16 protein-coding genes are annotated in these 16857 nt (G+C 72.3%); 3 read left to right on the forward strand and 13 right to left on the reverse strand.

Annotated features, from left to right (window positions below; all coding sequences use genetic code 11):
- Positions 1-38: 38 nt before the first annotated feature.
- The 5 genes from ACWDZ4_RS04390 to ACWDZ4_RS04410 all read right to left on the reverse strand — a co-directional run bounded on the left by ACWDZ4_RS04390 (position 39) and on the right by ACWDZ4_RS04410 (position 4852).
- Positions 39-1244: a PP2C family protein-serine/threonine phosphatase gene (locus ACWDZ4_RS04390; protein ID WP_451506944.1), complete on the reverse strand. Its 1206-nt coding sequence runs from the start codon at positions 1242-1244 to the stop codon at positions 39-41.
- A 141-nt stretch (positions 1245-1385) separates the two neighbouring features.
- Complete coding sequence (locus tag ACWDZ4_RS04395) at positions 1386-1886, reverse strand: MarR family winged helix-turn-helix transcriptional regulator (protein ID WP_451506945.1); 501 nt, start codon at positions 1884-1886, stop codon at positions 1386-1388.
- 108 nt (positions 1887-1994) lie between these two features.
- Entirely contained in the window at positions 1995-2888 is an 894-nt protein-coding gene (locus ACWDZ4_RS04400) for an RNA polymerase sigma factor SigF (RefSeq protein ID WP_451506946.1), read from the reverse strand.
- Positions 2889-3051: 163 nt separating this feature from the next.
- Positions 3052-4212, reverse strand: a complete 1161-nt coding sequence (locus ACWDZ4_RS04405) for a serine/threonine-protein kinase (RefSeq protein ID WP_451507094.1) — start codon at positions 4210-4212, stop codon at positions 3052-3054.
- Between the two features lie 163 nt (positions 4213-4375).
- The gene (locus ACWDZ4_RS04410; RefSeq protein ID WP_451506947.1) at positions 4376-4852 is read right to left on the reverse strand and encodes a carboxymuconolactone decarboxylase family protein; all 477 of its coding nucleotides are present in this window, start codon (positions 4850-4852) and stop codon (positions 4376-4378) included.
- A 125-nt stretch (positions 4853-4977) separates the two neighbouring features.
- Here ACWDZ4_RS04410 and ACWDZ4_RS04415 point away from each other — a divergent pair, with 125 nt between their 5' ends.
- Complete coding sequence (locus tag ACWDZ4_RS04415) at positions 4978-5940, forward strand: LysR family transcriptional regulator (protein ID WP_451506948.1); 963 nt, start codon at positions 4978-4980, stop codon at positions 5938-5940.
- On the opposite strand, the gene ACWDZ4_RS04420 is transcribed toward ACWDZ4_RS04415, so the two are convergent.
- Positions 5884-6204 (reverse strand): DMT family transporter, encoded by a 321-nt coding sequence (locus tag ACWDZ4_RS04420; protein ID WP_451506949.1) that lies wholly within the window; start codon positions 6202-6204, stop codon positions 5884-5886. The two genes, ACWDZ4_RS04415 and ACWDZ4_RS04420, sit on opposite strands and share 57 nt — an antisense overlap.
- Before the next feature lie 34 nt (positions 6205-6238).
- A complete protein-coding gene (locus tag ACWDZ4_RS04425) occupies positions 6239-6601 on the reverse strand; it encodes a DMT family transporter (protein WP_451506950.1) in 363 nt (120 codons plus the stop codon).
- A gap of 1015 nt (positions 6602-7616) precedes the next feature.
- Between ACWDZ4_RS04425 and ACWDZ4_RS04430 the strand changes: the two genes are divergently transcribed.
- Positions 7617-8330, forward strand: a complete 714-nt coding sequence (locus ACWDZ4_RS04430) for a transglycosylase family protein (protein ID WP_451506951.1) — start codon at positions 7617-7619, stop codon at positions 8328-8330.
- Positions 8331-8443: 113 nt separating this feature from the next.
- Here ACWDZ4_RS04430 and ACWDZ4_RS04435 read toward each other — a convergent pair whose 3' ends face one another.
- Complete coding sequence (locus tag ACWDZ4_RS04435) at positions 8444-9061, reverse strand: isocitrate lyase/phosphoenolpyruvate mutase family protein (protein WP_451506952.1); 618 nt, start codon at positions 9059-9061, stop codon at positions 8444-8446.
- Positions 9062-9869: 808 nt separating this feature from the next.
- On the opposite strand from ACWDZ4_RS04435, the gene ACWDZ4_RS04440 reads away from it, so the two are divergent.
- A complete protein-coding gene (locus ACWDZ4_RS04440; protein WP_451507095.1) occupies positions 9870-11216 on the forward strand; it encodes an LCP family protein in 1347 nt (448 codons plus the stop codon).
- 461 nt (positions 11217-11677) lie between these two features.
- Here ACWDZ4_RS04440 and ACWDZ4_RS04445 read toward each other — a convergent pair whose 3' ends face one another.
- The 5 genes from ACWDZ4_RS04445 to ACWDZ4_RS04465 are packed head-to-tail and all read right to left on the reverse strand — an operon-like array spanning position 11678 to position 16242.
- The gene (locus tag ACWDZ4_RS04445) at positions 11678-13540 is read right to left on the reverse strand and encodes an ABC transporter ATP-binding protein (RefSeq protein WP_451506953.1); all 1863 of its coding nucleotides are present in this window, start codon (positions 13538-13540) and stop codon (positions 11678-11680) included.
- Entirely contained in the window at positions 13537-13971 is a 435-nt protein-coding gene (locus ACWDZ4_RS04450) for a lasso peptide biosynthesis B2 protein (protein WP_451506954.1), read from the reverse strand. Before ACWDZ4_RS04450 ends, ACWDZ4_RS04445 begins: the two co-directional genes overlap by 4 nt.
- Positions 13968-14222: a lasso peptide biosynthesis PqqD family chaperone gene (locus ACWDZ4_RS04455; protein ID WP_451506955.1), complete on the reverse strand. Its 255-nt coding sequence runs from the start codon at positions 14220-14222 to the stop codon at positions 13968-13970. The genes ACWDZ4_RS04450 and ACWDZ4_RS04455 overlap by 4 nt, the downstream gene beginning before the upstream one ends.
- A 28-nt stretch (positions 14223-14250) precedes the next feature.
- Positions 14251-16107: a lasso peptide isopeptide bond-forming cyclase gene (locus ACWDZ4_RS04460; protein WP_451506956.1), complete on the reverse strand. Its 1857-nt coding sequence runs from the start codon at positions 16105-16107 to the stop codon at positions 14251-14253.
- Positions 16108-16131: 24 nt separating this feature from the next.
- The gene (locus ACWDZ4_RS04465) at positions 16132-16242 is read right to left on the reverse strand and encodes a keywimysin-related RiPP (RefSeq protein ID WP_451506957.1); all 111 of its coding nucleotides are present in this window, start codon (positions 16240-16242) and stop codon (positions 16132-16134) included.
- Between the last annotated feature and the right edge of the window lie 615 nt (positions 16243-16857).

Here is a 16857-nt window from a genome sequence, read left to right on the forward strand (position 1 = left end):
GCCGGCGGACGGGTCCTGGCGCCGGCGCTGTACGGGTGTCACGTGGTGCTCTTCCATTCCAGGTGGAGTACGGCGACGTCGTCGGCCAGTCCGCCGCTGTCCGCCGCGAGTGTCTGCGCGGTGTGGATGAGGGAGTCGACGAAGGCGTCGGCGGGCCGGTGCGCGTGGCGGCGGGCGACGTCGAGGAGCCCCTGCTCGCCCAGGCGCTCCGTGCCCTGCCCGGTGCGCCCCTCGATCAGTCCGTCGGTGAACAGCACCAGGGCCGAGCCGACCGCCACCGGGAGCGGGGTGACCGGCCACCTGGCCATGCCGGGCAGCAGCCCGAGCACCGGGCCTCCCGGTACCTCCTCCAGGTGTACGCCGCCGTCCGGCGAGCGCATCAGCAGGCCGGGGTGACCGGCCCGCAACACGTTCACGTGACTCTCCCCCGCGGTGTGGCTCAGGCAGGTGAGGGTGGCGAAGATCTCCGGTCCGGAGCGTTCCGCGACGAGCATCCGCTCCAGCAGGCCCAGCAGCTCCTCGCCGCGGGACCCGGCCAGCACGAACGACCGCCAGGCCACGCGCAGGCACACACCCAGGGCGGCTTCGTCGGGGCCGTGGCCCGACACGTCGCCCACCACCGCGTGCGTCGTGCCGTCGGGGGTCTGCACGACGTCGTAGAAGTCCCCGCCGAGCAGCGCCTGGGCGCGGCCCGGCTGGTAGCGGGCGCAGACCTCGACGCTCTTGTCGAGCAGCAGGGGGGTGGGCAGCAGGCCGCGTTCGAGCCGGGCGTTCTCCTGGGCGCGCAGCTGGCCGGCCTGGAGGGCCGAGGCCGCCTGCTCGGTCTGCTTGCGCTGGATCGCGTAACGGATGGCGCGTACGAACAGGTCCGCTTCCAGCCGTCCCTTGATGAGGTAGTCCTGGGCACCCGCCGCGACCGCCGCCAGACCGGCCTGCTCCTCGGCGAGCCCGGTCAGGACCACCACCGCGGAGCCGTCCGCGTGCCCCAGGACCTTCTCCAGGGCCTCCAGGCCCTGGGCGTCCGGCAGGTGGAGGTCGAGCAGGATGCAGTGCGGCCTGTCCGAGGACAGCTGGTCGAGAGCGGCCGCCAGGGACCTGGCCCAGCGCAGTTCTATGGAGACACCGCCGTCGGCCACCAGCTCCTCGACGAGCAGCGCGTCGCCCGGGTCGTCCTCGATGAGCAGCACGGTCGGCTGTTCCCAGTTCCACAGGGCGGTCTGGGCGGGGTCGGAGAGCGTCCCCATGTCCGGGTCTCTCCTCTCGCCACGGTCGACCTGGTCCGCAGGGCTGTCCGGTGCGTCCGCGAAGAGGTGGGAACGGTCTATTGCCTTCTGATGATAATTGTTGTGGGGGGTGGGCTCTGGCACCCGGGCCTCCGTCCCGTCTCAGGCGGGGCGCACCACACGCATACGGGCGTCGTCCGCGGCGCCGCCGTCGATCACCGAGGCGGCGGCGTCCCTGAACGCGGCGAGACCGGTGGCCAGCTGCGCCAGGGCTTCGGACGGCATCGTTTCGAGTACGGGACCGAGCTCCCGCACCTGGCACTCACGTACCTCACCGAGCAGCGCCCGCCCCGGCCTGCTCAGGTACAGCTGCACTTCGCGGCGGCTGGACGGACTGAGGCGCCGCTCCACCAGGCCGGCCGCCTCCAGACGGTCGCACAGCCGGCTCGTGGCGGGAGGACTGGACCCCAGCGCCTCGCCCAGCGTCCGCAGGTTGCCGCCCTCCAGGCGCTCGATCGCCAGCAGCGCACGGAGCTGCGACGGCGAGATCGGCCCGGAGGGCGCCTTCATCTGCGCCCTCCCCCAGAGGACCGCGAGCAGGTCCGTCACGTCGGAAGCGGTGTGCGCCAGGTCTTGGAGGCGCGACGGAGGGCTGGGTGGCATCGTTCCACTGTGCCACTTCGGAGGCGGTGCTGTCAGTACGGGCGGGGGCTCCGGTACCGGCCCGTACTCCGGCACCGACGGCCGGGGGAGGTCCACCGGGGTCTCCGCTCAGTCCTCGACCAGCATCTTGGTGCGCAGCCGCTTCAGGACGCGCGACAGGAGCCGGGAGACCTGCATCTGGGAGACGCCGAGCTCCTCGCCGATCTGCGACTGGGTCATCTCCTGGCCGAACCGCATTTCGATGATGCGGCGGTCGCGGTCGTCGAGCTCCTCCAGGAGCGGCGCCAGCGTGTGCAGGTCCTCCACGCTCTCCATCGCCGGGTCCGCCTCGCCCAGCCGGTCGGCGAACGTCCGCCCGTTCGCGTCGGACCCCTCACCGCCGTCACCGGGGGCGTCGAGGGAGCCCGCGGTGTAGCCGTTGGAGGCGACGAGGCCCTCGATGATCTCGTCCTCGGAGAGGGAGAGGTGCTCGGCGAGCTCCTTCACCGTCGGATCGCGGTCCAGGCGCAGGGAGAGTTCCTCCTTGGCCTTGGCCAGGTCGACACGCAGCTCCTGGAGCCGCCGGGGGACGTGGACGGCCCAGCTGGTGTCACGGAAGAACCGCTTGATCTCACCGACGATGTACGGCACGGCGAAAGTGGCGAACCCCACTTCGCGGGAGAGGTCGAACCGGTCGATGGCCTTGATGAGGCCGATGGTGCCGACCTGGACGATGTCCTCCATGTCGCCGCCGCCGCGGTTGCGGAAGCGGCCGGCGGCGAACCGGACCAGGGACAGGTTCATCTCGATGAGGGTGTTGCGGGCGTACTGGTACTCGTGCGTGCCCTCTTCGAGCACCTGCAACTGGTCGAAGAACAGCTGCGACAGGGCCCGGGCGTCCTTCGGCGCGACCTTGCCCGCGTCCTCGATCCAGGGCAGGTCACCGATCAACTCCGCCTGCGGCTGCGGCGCCGGCGTGTCCGTCGTCATCACGTCGGTAGCTCCCACAGGCATCGTCGTCATGTCCTCGCCCTCCCAATCAAGTCTGCAAACCCTTCAAGGTGCGCTCCTGCCCGGGACTCACGCACTCATTCCTGGAATTTTTCATTTACTTCCGACCACCGGTGCCGCGGGGGTGCCGGACACGGTCACCACCGTGTGCTTCCTCACCCCGCCTCACCCCGCCTCACTCCTGTGAGGACTCCGCGGTGATGTCGGGGCCGGGCTCCGGGGTTTCGGCGGAGCCGGTGTCGGGCGCCATCCAGGCCATCCCGACGAGTACCGCCACGAGGAAGGCGATGACACCGGCGATCGCACTCGCGACCCGGGGTCTGCGCCGTACGAACACCCGCGTACTGGGGCGCTGGGCGGGCGCCGCGCGGCGCCGGGACGCCGGCCGCGCCGTGCCGGTCGCCGGCAGGGCGTACGTGTTGGTGGCCCCGGGCGCGGGCTGGTCCGCCGGCAGCGGCGCCGGCTGCCGCTGCCGATGCCGTGATGGCTGCGGCTGTGGCTGCGGGGCGGTGAGCGGCCGGGAGTGTCCCCGCCAGGTGTCCTGGCGGAACCAGTCGGCCACCTGTTCGGCCGTGGGCCGGTCCTCGGGCTGCTTGGCGAGCAGCCCCAGCAAGTACGTCTCGAAGGGGCCGGGTACGTCGATCCCGAGCTCGCGCGGCGGTACGGGGGCGGCGTCGACGTGCTGGTACAGCGTGCCGGTAGCGGTATCGGCCTGGAACGGCGGACGGCCCGCCAGCAGTTGGTAGAGGACGCAGCCGAGGGAGTACATGTCGGAGGCCGGGCCCGCGGGCCGGCCCAGCGCGCGCTCCGGCGCCAGGTAGAGGCTGGTGCCCACGATCTGGCCGGCGGTGGTGAGCGCGGTGGCGGGGTCGTCGACGAACTGGGCGATGCCGAAGTCGGCGATCTTGACCGTACCGTCGAAGCTCGTCATCAGGTTGCCGGGCTTGATGTCCCGGTGCACGACTCCCTGGCGGTGGGCCACGGCCAGCCCGGCTGCCGCCTGGGCTGCGATCGAGGCGACCCGGTCGGCCCGCAGCGCGCCCTCGGTGACCAGTGTCTGCGCCAGGCTCGTCCCCTCGACGAGCTCCATGACGAGGTAGAACTGGTCCTCCCACGCCCCGAAGTCGAACACCGCCACCAGGTGCGGATGACTCAGCCGGGCGGCGGTCTGGGCCTCCAGGCGGAACCGGGCCGCGGCCGACGCGTCGGCCCCGTTGCCAAGCAGCAGCTTGACGGCGACCGGCCGGCCCAGCACCTCGTCCGTGGCCCGCCAGACCTCGCCCATCCCGCCCCGCCCGATGGGTGTGTCCAGCCGGTATCTGTCCGCCACCAGCACTTGCGCACCCACCCCGATTTCACTCTGACAATCCCAAGTCAGCTGAACCTACTTCACCGGGCCGGTGCCCCTGCATCTGAGGGCGGCAACGAGGAATCCCACCGAGGCCGGGGCGTGGCTGCCGACAGGCCGTCAGCTGCCCGCCGCCGCGCCGGCGCCGGCGTCACCCACCGGGGCGTCCGGGTGGGTGACGGGCGTCCGGCGGCTGGATCCGGGCGGTGACGGAGACGCGGTCGAGGGCGTTGGCGAGCGCGACGGTCATGATGACGTGGGCGAGGTTCCGCGGTCCGAGGACGTGCTCGGCCTCGCCGTAGACCTCCTCCGGCACCCCCTCGGGGGCGAGCCGGGTGATCGCTTCCGTCAGTGCGAGGGCGGCCCGTTCGGTGGGGGTGATCAGGGCCGACTCGCGCCAGCCGGCCAGCTGGTTCAGTCGCTGCGGGCTCTCGCCCAGCCGCAGCGCCTCCTCGGTGTGCCGGTCCAGGGAGTACGCGCTGCCGTTGAGCTGGGACGTACGGATCTTCAGGAGTTCTCGCAGGCGGCTGTCGAGCAGCCCTTCCCCGCGCAGCGCGTCCTCGGCGGCGGCCAGGGCCCGGTAGCCGTGCGGGGCGGCGACGTTCAGGTTGATGCGTTGCCTGTGCATGCCGTCTCTTCTCGGAGGGTGGTCTCGTCCCGGAGGGTGGCCCTCCACGATCGGACGGCCGCACATCGGGAACAATGGCGATCTGCGAAACGGTCGTTCGGGGAAACTCATCGGTGGGGGACGGATTGGAACGGCATGAGATCGAGACGTTCCTGACCCTGGCCGAGGAGCTCCACTTCCGGCGCACCGCCGAACGGCTGGGGCTGTCCCAGGGCAGGGTCAGCCAGATCGTCCAGACACTGGAACGCCGCATCGGGGTACCGCTGTTCGAGCGGACCAGCCGCCGGGTGAGCCTGACCCCGGTCGGCCGCCGGCTGCGTGACGGGGTGGAACCCGCCCACCGGCGCATCCAGGAGGAGATCGCCAGGGCGATCGCCGCCGGCCGCGGCATCCAGGGGGTGCTGACCGTGGGGTTCGTGGGCGCCGGTGCCGGTGAGGTGCTCCTCCAGGTCATCGACTTCTTCCGGGCCCGCCACTCCGACTGCGAGGTGCGCATCCGCGAGATCCAGTTCGGTGACGCGTTCAGCATGCTCAGGGACGGTGAGACCGACATGATGGTCGCTTCCTTCCCGGTCCGGGAGGACGACCTGGTGACCGGCCCGGTCCTGGTCCGCGAACCGCAGATGCTGGCCGTGTCGTCACGGCACCCGTTCGCCGGGCGCCGCTCCGTCTCGATGGAGGACCTCGCGCGCGACGCGGTCCTCAGCGTCACCTCCACGCTGGCGGACTACTGGATCGAGGCCCGTACTCCCAGCCGTACCCCCAGCGGCAAGGTGATCCGGCGCGGGCCGACGGTCAGCACCTTCCAGGAGATCCTCGCGCTGGTCGCCGCGGGCGAGGGGATCTTCCCCGTCGGCGCCCAGGTGACCCGCTTCTACGCCCGGCCCGACATCGCCTACCTGCCGATCGACGACGCGCCGCTCCTGTCCTGGGGTCTGGTGTGGCGCGGCGCCGGGGAGTCCAGCCGGATCCGCGCCTTCGCCCGGGCCGCCCGGGACGTCACCGGTGTGCGGGGCCCGGAGGCGGAAGGGTCAGACGCCGGAGGAGACCTTGAGGAGTACGGCGCCGCCGATGATGGCGGCGAATGAGGCGAGCTTGGGAGCGGTGATCTTCTCCTTGTAGATGAGGGCCGCGAGGACGACGGTGCCGACGGAGCCGATGCCGGTCCAGAGGGTGTAACCGACACCGACGTCCATGGATTTCAGGGCCAGGCTGAGCGTGTAGATGCCGCCGGCGGCGGCGAGCAGGGTGAAGACGGACGGCCACAGCTTGGTGAAGCCCTTGGTGGCGTTGGTGCCGAGGGCGAAGGCGATCTCGAAGACGATGGCGATCGCGAGGTAGATCCAGGGCATGACGTACTCCTTCAGGAGAGGGGGAGAGGGGGCTCTAGGCGGCGAGTGACGTGGCCTTTTGCGGCGACGCGGTGGCGACGAGCCGGTCGGCGAGCTTGAGGCCGAGAACACCGCCGATGATGAGGACGAACGCGAGGACCTTGCCGACACCGAGGTCCTCGTCGAAGATCACCGTGCCGAAGGCGACCGTGCCGACCGAGCCGATGCCCGTCCAGACGGTGTAACCGACGCCGACGTCCAGCGACCTGAGCGCCAGGCTGAGGAAGAAGATCCCGCCGGCCGCCGCGGCGGCGGTCAGCAGCGACGGCCAGAGCTTGGTGAAGCCGTCGGTGGCGTTGGTGCCGAGGGCGAAGACGACCTCGAAGACCGAGGCGACGAGCAGGTAGATCCAGGCCATGACGGCTCCTTGGGGAGATGCGCTGACGGGTTGTCGGTGACCACCCCAAGGTCCTCCAGCTCCCGGCCCGGAACAATGGCGATCTGCGGAACGATCGATTACCGACGCTCACCGGCGGCGGGTCGGACGGTGCTCCTCCCTGCCTCCGCGTCCCCGTGCGCCTTGCACCGGCCGGGGACGGCCCGGGAGCCACCCCCACCGCCGGTGTCATGCCTGCCGCATGGGCAGGAGGAGTCCGCCCAACCACCCTTGCCCCATCACGACTTACGCCCGCAGGGCCACCAAGAGTCTCCTCCTCACCCTCTCCGCCGCAGCCGTCGCCACGACCCGACCACGGCCGGCGAGGCCACCGCGGCCCCGGCCCCGGCCCCGGCCCCGGCCCCGGCCCCGGCCCCGGCCCCGGCCCCGGCCCCGGCCCCGGCCCCGGCCCCGGCCCCGGCCCCGGCCGCGTCCACCGCGTTGCCCGCCCTGACGTGGCGGCCCTGCGCCCGGCACGGCGGCCCCGCCGGACAGGAGTGCGCCGAGCTGCCCGTACCGCTCGACTACCGCGACCCGGCCGGCCCGCAGCTCGCCCTCGCCGTGTCCCGCCTGCGCAGCGACCGGCCCGAGGCGCGGCGCGGGCGCTCACGGGAGTCCTTCGGGTGCGTACGGAAGGCAGGGCGGCGATACGGCGGCACCGGGCTCCGAGGAGCCAGAAGGCGTGCGCGTGGAGGGACAGGGGGGCGGCGAAGGGGATGCCGCGGAGAGTCAGGAACTGCGGGTGCAGGAGGAGCTTCCAGCGCGCCACCGTACCGGCCCCGGCATCTGCTCCGGTGCGCTGTACGCCGCCACCGCGTCGGCGGCGGTCAAGGGGGGTCGGCCGCCGCTCGGGACAAGCCTCCACCCGGGTGAAAACCCGCACGTCGAACTCCGCATACCCACCTAAAAGCATATCGGTGGGTTATTCCTTGCATGCCCATCGGCCGTGACGACCACTGCGTCACGGCGCTGCCGGAGCACAGCGGAGGAAACCCGGATGTCGCCTTCACCCCTCGTCAAGCGGACTGCTGAAACGATCCTGCCTCTGCTGTTGGCCCTGTTGAGCGTTCTGGGGCTCGCCGGTCAGAGCACCGCGCGAGCCGATGTGCGAGCCGATGCGCGGTCCGATGTGCGGTCCGCCCCGTCGGGAACCGACTGGGAGACCATCGCCGCCTGCGAGAGCAACGGCCGCTGGAACATCAACACGGGCAACGGCTACTACGGCGGCCTGCAGTTCGCCCCCTCCACCTGGCGCGCCTACGGCGGTCACCAGTACGCCCCCCGCGCCGACCTCGCCTCACGGTCGGAACAGATCGCCGTGGCCCAGCGCGTAGCCCGGGACGTCGGTCTGTCCGCGTGGCCCCAGTGCGGCCGCCGCGCGGCGGCCCACGCCGGAAGCTCGGGAACCTCCGACGCCACCCCCCAGGCCCCGAGCACGAGGTCCGGCGGCAGCACCCACCGCACTCCGAGCACGGGCGCCGGCGGCAGCACCTACCAGCCCCCGGCGGTGTCCCGGGTGCCGGCGCAGCGCTCCGGCGAAGCCGTCGGCGGGCCCACCTACACCGTGCGCGAGGGCGACTGCCTCTCCGCCATCGCGTACCACGCCGATGTCCCCGGCGGCACCCAGGCCCTGTACGAACTGAACAGGCACATCCTCGACGAGGGCCCGGACCGCATCTACCCCGGACAGCGCCTGCGTCTGCGCGCATGAGGCCCGGCACCCCGGACCGGCAGACCCCGGACCGGCAGATCCTGAACCGGCAGACCCCGGACCGGCAGACCCCGGACCGGCAGACCCCGGCCCACCGCCGGCCGCCCGTACGGTCACTTCCCGAACAGGCCGTTCAGCGCGGAGAAGTCCAGCGAACCGTCCAGCGCCCCGTAACTTCCCTCGCCCAGCAGCTCCACGGCGGCGTCACGAGCCGCGGTGTACGCGGCCTGCGCCACACCCGTGCCGACGCTGATCCGGCGCACTCCGGCTTCGGCCGGCTCGGCGACGGCCGGACCACCGGGCCCCGCCATGACGTTCACCGGCAGCGGACCCCGGGCCAGCTCGCGCAGGACGTCCAGATCGAGGAGTCCGGGGACGAAGACGCCGTCGGCGCCCGCCTCCGCGTACGCCGCGGTCCTGGCGGTCACCTCGGCGAGACGGCCGTCCTCCTCACCGATGCCGAACAGGTAGACATCGGTACGGGCGTTGACGACCAGCTCCGGCAGCCCGGCACCGGCCGCCGCGTCACGGGCCGCGCGGATACGTTCCGCCTGCTCCCCGGCGGTGAACAGCGGCCCGCCCGCCGCTCTGGAGCCCTCCAGGTTGATGCCGACCGCACCGGCGGCGACCACCTCCCGTACCGTCGCCGCGACGTCGTCGTAACCGCCCTCGACATCGACGGCCACCGGCACGTCCACGGCCGCCACGATCCGGGCGGCCGCCCCCAGCATCTCCGCCCGCGTGGCCTGCTGCCCGTCCCGGCGCCCGAGCGACCAGGCGACACCGCCGCTTGGTCGTGGCGACCGCCCGCGCGCCCGCCGCGACGATCACGACCGCGCTGCCCGCGTCCCACGCGTTCGGCAGTACGAGGATCTCCTCGCCCAGGGCGCGCAGCCGCAGGGCCTTCTCCTTGGTACGGACGTCAACAGCCATGGCCTTCCTCCTGATTGCCGGGTAATCGTCATGCGGTAGTGCCACCGGGCACAGTGTTCCGGTTCCTGCCCGACGGCCTGCCCCCGAAGGCTCCGAAGGCTTTGACGGCTCCTGCGGCGCCGGGGCTCGTGACGGCCGCCTGGGTGTACGTAGAAGCGGCTCGGCGGGAGCCGGCGTACACCACGGTCGTCGCAGTCCTGACCGGGCCGTACGAGAAGCAGGCGGTGACCCGCACCCGGACCGGCCGGTCCCCCGGGCGGACACCGGTGGCGGGCGCGGCCGGCCCGGTGGCCCTGCGCGTGCGCAAGCTGCCCGGCCGGCGGGGCGACCGCGATGCGGTCCTCTCCGGTTTCTGTGTCGTCCCTCTCGTCGTGCGACGAGAAATTCCTGCGCCCCCTCCCCAACAGGGACGGTGATCCGGGCCGTTGGCCGAGGGGTGTCTTCGCCTGACGGATTTGCCCCCTCTGCGCGACTGTAAAGTTCACGCATCGCATGCAACGGCGGTCGAGGACGGACGAATACGAAGGCCCGGAGGACGCCAGAGTGGGTACGCAGGACAGGCGGCGGCACGGTCGCCGGGCACAGCCGACACGGCGCCGCCGCAAGGTGGAGGAGCGGCCGGCCCGGCTGACCCGGCGCGGGCGAATAGCGCTGTGGACCGGCGGGACGCTGGCCGTTCTCGTACTGGCGGCGGCAGGGGCCGGGGCCTGGGTCTACACGGGCCTGGACGGGAACATCAATTCCGCGGACCTGGACAACAAGCTGGGCGGCGACAGGCCGGTCAATCTGAGTCCGGGTTCGAAGAACATCCTGGTGGTGGGCTCCGATTCGCGGGACGGCAAGAACGCGAAGTACGGCCGGGACCTGGACACCATGCACTCGGACACGCTGATGGTCATGCACCTGTCCGCGGACAGGGAATGGGCCACCGTGGTGTCCCTGCCGCGCGACTCGTGGGTGAGCCTCCCGGCCTGCGACCGCGGCGACGGCACGACGTCCGGCCCCCGCCATGCCAAGATCAACACTTCCTTCGCCATCGGAGGCACGAGCGGCGAGGTCGCGGGAGCCGCCGCCTGCACGATCAAGACGGTGGAGCAGTCCACCGGTCTGCGGATCGACCACTTCATGTCCGTCGACTTCCAGGGCTTCAAGGGCATGGTCAACGCCCTCGACGGCATCGAGGTCTGCCCCGGGACGGCGATCCGTGACGAGAAGGCGCACCTCGACATGGAGGCCGGGTGCCAGACCGTCCAGGACGAGCAGGCCCTCGGGTACGTCCGTACCCGCTACAGCGTCGGTGACGGCTCGGACCTCGGACGCATCGGCCGCCAGCAGGAGTTCATGGAAGCCCTCGCCGCCAAGGCGAAGCAGAAGCTCACCAGCCCGGCCGCCCTGTACGGATTCCTGGACTCCGCCACCAAGTCCCTGACCACGGACGAGAAGCTGGCGGGGATCAAGCCGCTGACCGGCCTCGCGAACGAGATCAAGAGCATCCCGAGCGACCGGCTGACCTTCCTGACCGTGCCGAACTACGGGCGCGAGGCGGACGATCCCTCCGACAAGGCCAACGTGGTGTGGCAGTACCCGCAGGCCGCCGACCTGTTCACCTCGCTGGCCAAGGACCAGGAGGTCGACAAGGAGAAGCTGACGGCCGACTCCAAGGGACCGGTGTACGCCGCCACGGTGCGCGTACAGGTCCTCAACGGCAGCGGGATGCCCGGCCAGGCCGCGAAGGTCGCCGAAACGCTGAGGTCCGCCGGCTACACGGTCACCGGCACCGGCAACGCCCCCGCCTCCGCGGAGAAGAGCGCGGTCACTTATCCCCAGGGCCTCGCAGAGCAGGCCGGGGTACTCGCGTCCCGGCTGCCCGGTGTCACGGCGAAGCAGGAGGCGAGCGCCGCGGCAGGCACCGTCACCCTCGTCGTGGGCACGGACTTCACCACCATCCGCTGACCGCCCCGAACCATGCCCGCCGTGCCCGCCGTACCCACCGCGCCGCCCGGCCGTGCGCGGCGTGGGGACAGCGGGGCCGCCCCCCTGAGCAGACCCGTCCCCGGGCCGTACGGGCCGGGGTGGCTACGCGTTGTCCACAGCCGCGTGGGGGAGGCCGGCGGAAAGCCGTGGCTGTGGACAGGCCCCGAGGACGCCGGACGGGCGCTGCCCCGCGTTGTCCCCCGTGTGCCTCCGGCGTCCCGTACGGGAGTGGACGGAGGGAAGCGGCGCGTACCGGTCCGGGCCGTACGGGCGCATCGACGGCGTACGGTCGCCCCCCGCGTCCCTGCACCAGGCGTACCGGGCCGGACCATGCCGAAGCGCCCGCCCTCCGTCGGCGTACGCGTGCCCGCCGTCCCGCCCGCCCGAGCCGGCCGGCGGACGCGCTCGGCACGCACGTGGCACGAGGTCTTCGAACCGGTTCACAGCGGGTGGCGGGGGCGGGTACGGGTGGTCGTGACGGCGGAGGTCCGGGTGCCGGCCGGGCGGAGCATCTGTCCGGCGGCCAGCTCGCGGTAGACGGGGCTGCTGGTGAGCAGTTCCTCGTGGCGTCCGCAGGCGGCGGCGCGGCCGTTGTCCAGTACGACGATCCGGTCGGCGTGCTGCACGGTGGAGAGCCGGTGTGCGATCACCAGCACGGCGCACTCCCGGGTGACGTCCCTCATCACTGTGGTGAGCGCCGTCTCGTTGATGGTGTCGAGGTGGGAGGTGGGCTCGTCGAGCAGGAGGAGCGCGGGGCGGGCGAGCAGGGCACGGGCCAGGGCGACACGTTGGCGTTCTCCCGCCGAGAGGGTGCCGCCGCGTTCGCCGAGCACTCCTGAGAGGCCGCCCGGCAGCCGCCGTACGACACCTTCGAGCCGGGCGAGTTCGATGACGTGTCGTACCTCGGCCTCGGTGGCGTCGGGCACGGCGTAGGTGATGTTGTCCCGCAGCGTGCCGTGGACGACGTGGGTGTCCTGGTCGACGACGGCGATGCGTTCACGGCAGGCGGCGCGGCTCAGTCCGCCGGCGGGCAGGCCGTCGAACAGCAGGGCCCCGGAGTCCGGTTCGTAGAACCTGGACACCAGGGCGAAGACCGTGCTCTTTCCGGCGCCCGACCGGCCGACCAGGGCGACCTGCTGCCGGTGCGCGACGCTGAAGGACAGGTCCCGCAGCACCGGCCGGCCCGGGACGTAGCCGAAGCCGATGTCCCGCAGGGCGAGGGCGGGCTCCTCGGACGAGGCGGTCTGCCGGGCCGGTTCGCGCGTACGTGCCCGAACAGCCGGTGTCTCCCCCTGCGGAGGTTCCGCGGGCAGGGACAGCGCCTGCTCGATGCGCTGGTAGGCGCCCATGCCACGCTGGATGAGGCCGACCGCGCGGAAGACCGACGACAACGGCAGCACCAGGTAGGAGGCGTACAGCAGGAAGGCGACCAGATCGCCGAGGGAGTTGGTGCGGCCGTCGACCCGCAGGCCGCCGATCACCAGGACGATCAGGAAGGAGCCCTGGACGGCGAGTTCGACCGCCGGGCTCATCACGGACGCGAGCTTCGCGGTCCGTACGCCCGCGCTGTAGGCGGCTTCGACCCGTACCCCGATGCGGGCCGCCTCGCGGTCCTCGGCGCGGTGGACCCGGACCATCGGGAGGGCGCCGAGCGCACGTTCCAGATCGGCGGCGATCGCGCCGACGGAGTTCTGCATACGTTCGGACGCCGCCCTGATGCCCTTCAGCAGCGAAGCGACGATCGCGGCGGCGGCGGCCACCGTGAGGGCGACCAGGAGCAGCAGCAGCGGGTCGATCCACACCATGAGGACGACGGCGCCCGCCGCGACGAGGACCCCCGTCACCAGGTCGACCAGCGCCTGGGACACGACCTCCCTCAGCAGGGTGGTGTCGGCGGTGACCCGGGAGATGAGGTCGCCGCTGCGGTGCCGGCCGTACTCCCTCATCTCCAGCCGGAGCAGCCGCGCCACCAGGCTGTGGCGCAGCCCCCGTACGACGCCTTCGCCCATGCGCTCCAGGACGAAGCGGCCCACCGCGCCCGTCGCCGCTTCGGTGACGAACAGCGCGGCCAGGAGCAGCAGCAGCGGCCACAGCACCTGTCCCTGTCCGCTCGCGTCCACGACGTGTTTGGCGACGAGCGGCTGGGCGAGTCCCAGGGCGGAGCCGACCAGGGTGAGCGCGGTGGCGACGGCGACGGAGGCCCGGTGCCCGGTGGTGAGCCGGTACATGGTGGCGACCGCGGCCCGGGTGGAGCGATCGTCCTTGGCCGCCGGCTGAGCCGGGTCCGCGTCGGTGCCGGTCATCGATCCGGTCGGATCGCGAGGGCGACCGTCATCAACCGCGTGAAGTAGTCGTCGGGTACGTCCTCGTCCACGGGGCGGCCGTCCGCCTCGATCCAGGCGTGCGCCGTGAAGGGCGGCACCACACGCACCCCCGTGCACCAGGTCGGCCAGGTCCCCGAGAGGCGGCACACGAGCGCCGCGCCCAGGGAACGCGGCAGGCAGCCCTTCGGACCGGCGCAGCGCAGGCTCACCGCGCACATCGCGTCCCGGGCGTTCTTGGCCTGTGCGGCGGTGGCCGGGGTGGCCCCCCGGCGGACGAGGCCGAGTACGGCACGGATCCGGCGGGGCGGCAGGAGGGAGAGGGCGACGGCGGGCAGCAGGACGGCACGGGCGGCCAGCCGCCGCGCGAAGGGGACCCCGGAGGGCCTCTCCAGTGCGCTGGGTGTCGTCATCGGGCCAGCCCCGAGGCCCGCAGTTGCCGGACGAGGGCGTCGACGTCCTGTTTCGCCCGGTCGGGACCGATGTCGAACGCGTCGGTGAGCGCGGCGACCGCGTCGGCTTCGTCGCCGCCCGCCATCAGCGTGCTGACCACCAGGGTGGCGGTGGGGTTCAGCTCCCAGTACTCCCCGGCGCGTTCGTCCAGGAGGACCGTGCCGTAGTCGGTCTCGGCAGTGGAGACATCGGCGCCGAACTTCAGTGCCATGTGTGTGCCTTTCCGCTGGGAGCTGTGGTCATGAGGACGCGGGCGCCTTGCGCCCGGTCGTCCGGTCGAGGCCGCGCAGCCACACTTCGGCGGCGATGGTGGAGTAGAGGATCGCTTCGTGCAGTTCGGGTGTGCCCGGCCGCTGGGCCAGCCGGCGCAGGGCCGCGCCGTCGACCAGTCCGAGCTGTTCCAGCCGGGAGCCCTCCCAGAGCGCCAGCAGGTCGGCGCGGTGTTCGCGCAGTCCGTCGGCGGCGTCCATGGACGCGGCGGCCTTGTTGGTACGCCGCAGGCACACGTCGGGCACGATCCCGCTCATGGCGGTGGTCAGGAGGGGCTTGTACCGCCAGGGCGTGACGCGCTCGCTCGGGCGGACCGCGAGGCATGCCTCGATCACCCGGTCGTCGAGGAACGGTGAGGCCATCGGCACCCCGGCCCGGGCCGCCATCCGGTCCCACTGGCGGAGGATGCGGGTACAGGAAAGGATCTGTTCGAGATCGGTGTGCAGGCCGCGGTCCGGGTGGAGCGGGACCGCGTGCGCGGCGGCCTCGCGCAGCGCCCGCCGGGCGGCCCGTTCGGCGTCGGGGGTGACCCAGTCGAAGAGACGAGGGGGCATGCCCCAGCCGAGGCCGGTGCTGACGGTGGCGGGCGCGGGGCTCCGCAGGCGACCGCTGGAGTCGGCCAGCCACTTCCCGTACGGCCGCGCATCGGCCAGCGCACGTGCCGTGTCCGCGAGCGGCCACTCCCACAGGGCCCGGAAGCCGCGCAACTGGCGGACGGCGAACCACGGGCGGGTGCGCAGCAGCCGGTGGTAGTACGCCTCGGAGCACCAGGCCACGTGATCACCCCCGATGCCGGTCAGGTGCAGTCGGCTGCCGCGCTCGGCCAGGGCGGGCAGGTGGTGCAGGACCCGTGAGCGGTCCATGACGCCGATGGTCGGTTCGTCCAGCAGGTCGTCGATGGAGAGCAGGTCGCCGTAGACCAGCGGCGAGGCGTCGGCGTCCCAGACGACGTGCTCGACGTCCGGCAGGGACCGGGCGGCCTGTTCGGCCCAGTACAGATCGGTGTCGGCGGGATCGCGCCCCGGCCAGGTGCTCGCCACCACGCGGGCCGGTGACCGCGCGGCCAGAAAGCAGACGGAGGTGGAGTCGAGGCCGCCGGACAGGTCGCAGCTGACCACGCCTCCCTGGCGGGTACGGGCATCGACGGCCTCGGCGAGGGCTTCACGGACGAGGGGTGCGCCGTCGGCGAGCGTGCGCACCGGCTCCGGCGGTGTCCACCAGCGCGAGTGGCGTACGGTCCGCCCGTCCGCCGCGACGATCAGCGCGTCGTGCGGGGACACCGCGGTGACGCCCCGCCACATGGGCGCCTCGGCGAGCGGATGGGGAACCGGCCACAGCAGCCGGACGGCCAGCTGCTCCTCGTCCGGGGCGGTGCCCAGAGCGGTGGCGAGTACGTCGGCGCGGGTGGCGGCCACCTGTGTTCCGCCGACGTGGGCATGGAAGACCAGCCGGAGACCGGACGCGGTGCCCTGCACCCTGATCCGCCCGTCGAGCGCGGCGACGAGGTGGAAGCTCCCGGGGAGGGAGCGGGCCAGTGCGTCGAGTCCGGCGAGATCGCGCAGCCGCGCGGCATGCCGTTCCAGCTCTGCGGCGCCGACCGGACAGCAGCCGATGACGGCGAGGGCCGTGCGGCCGGCGCGCGCGGTGACGATCTCCTGGTCGTGCCACTGCCCCACCAGCCAGGGCCGGCCCGAGGCGTGCTTCAGGGTCCGTGTTCCGGGGAGGGAGAGGGAGCGGGCCACGGCGGCCGCGTCCTCACGGTCGGTGAAGACCGTGAAGTGCGCGTCACCGGGGCCCGCCCCCGCACTCTCGTGCAGCTCAGTCATGACGTCGGATCAGAGCCTCGGCCGTCAGTTCTTGCTCAGGAGCAGCCGGTCGTTGCCCTTGAACTGCAGCAGCCCGGTCTTCTTCCGGAACGTCCCGAGCCGGGCGAGTGTCGGTGCTTCGTATGCCTTCTTCATGACTTCTCCTCACGTACGGGTGTCACGGCCGTCTCCCTGGCCGGCGGCGCACCGGAAGCCGGTCCGCCGCCGCCCTGCCCAGGGCTCATCGGGAGTCCGGAGCGAAGGAGCGGGCGTACGCACATAGCTACCTGTACACATCGGTGCCGTGACAAGGCCGGCGGGGAAAATAGGATCAAATGCAAATTCGGATGCGAGCGGGCGACCGCGCTGCGTCTCATGAAGTCCGTCGAGAACGGAACGCGGGGCGAGCGGGGTGCGTACGAGCGTGCAGAAACGTTTCGACCTGGCATCGCAGAACACACAACGGGCGCGGCGGGAAAGCGGACCAAGGGGTGCGGGACGGAGCCGCCGGGGCGCACTCCGGTCTTGTCACCGCACTTACTTGCTCCGGACGGGGAAGTACAGGGCCTGCTTGAACCCGTAGCTGTGGGACTGGCTTCCGGTGGTGCGGCGGTTCGCCGCGCGTCCGGCCGAGGTGATCAGGCGGGAAGCGACGGTCGACCCTGCTGTCCCGGTCGGAGACGTCCGGGACGGCCGCGGTGACGAAGGTCTTCCCGGACCCGTTCGCCTCTCCGGGGAAGCGCAACCCGCCCGTCACGATCGCCGATGCCG

This window comes from Streptomyces sp. NPDC003016 (assembly GCF_053591455.1).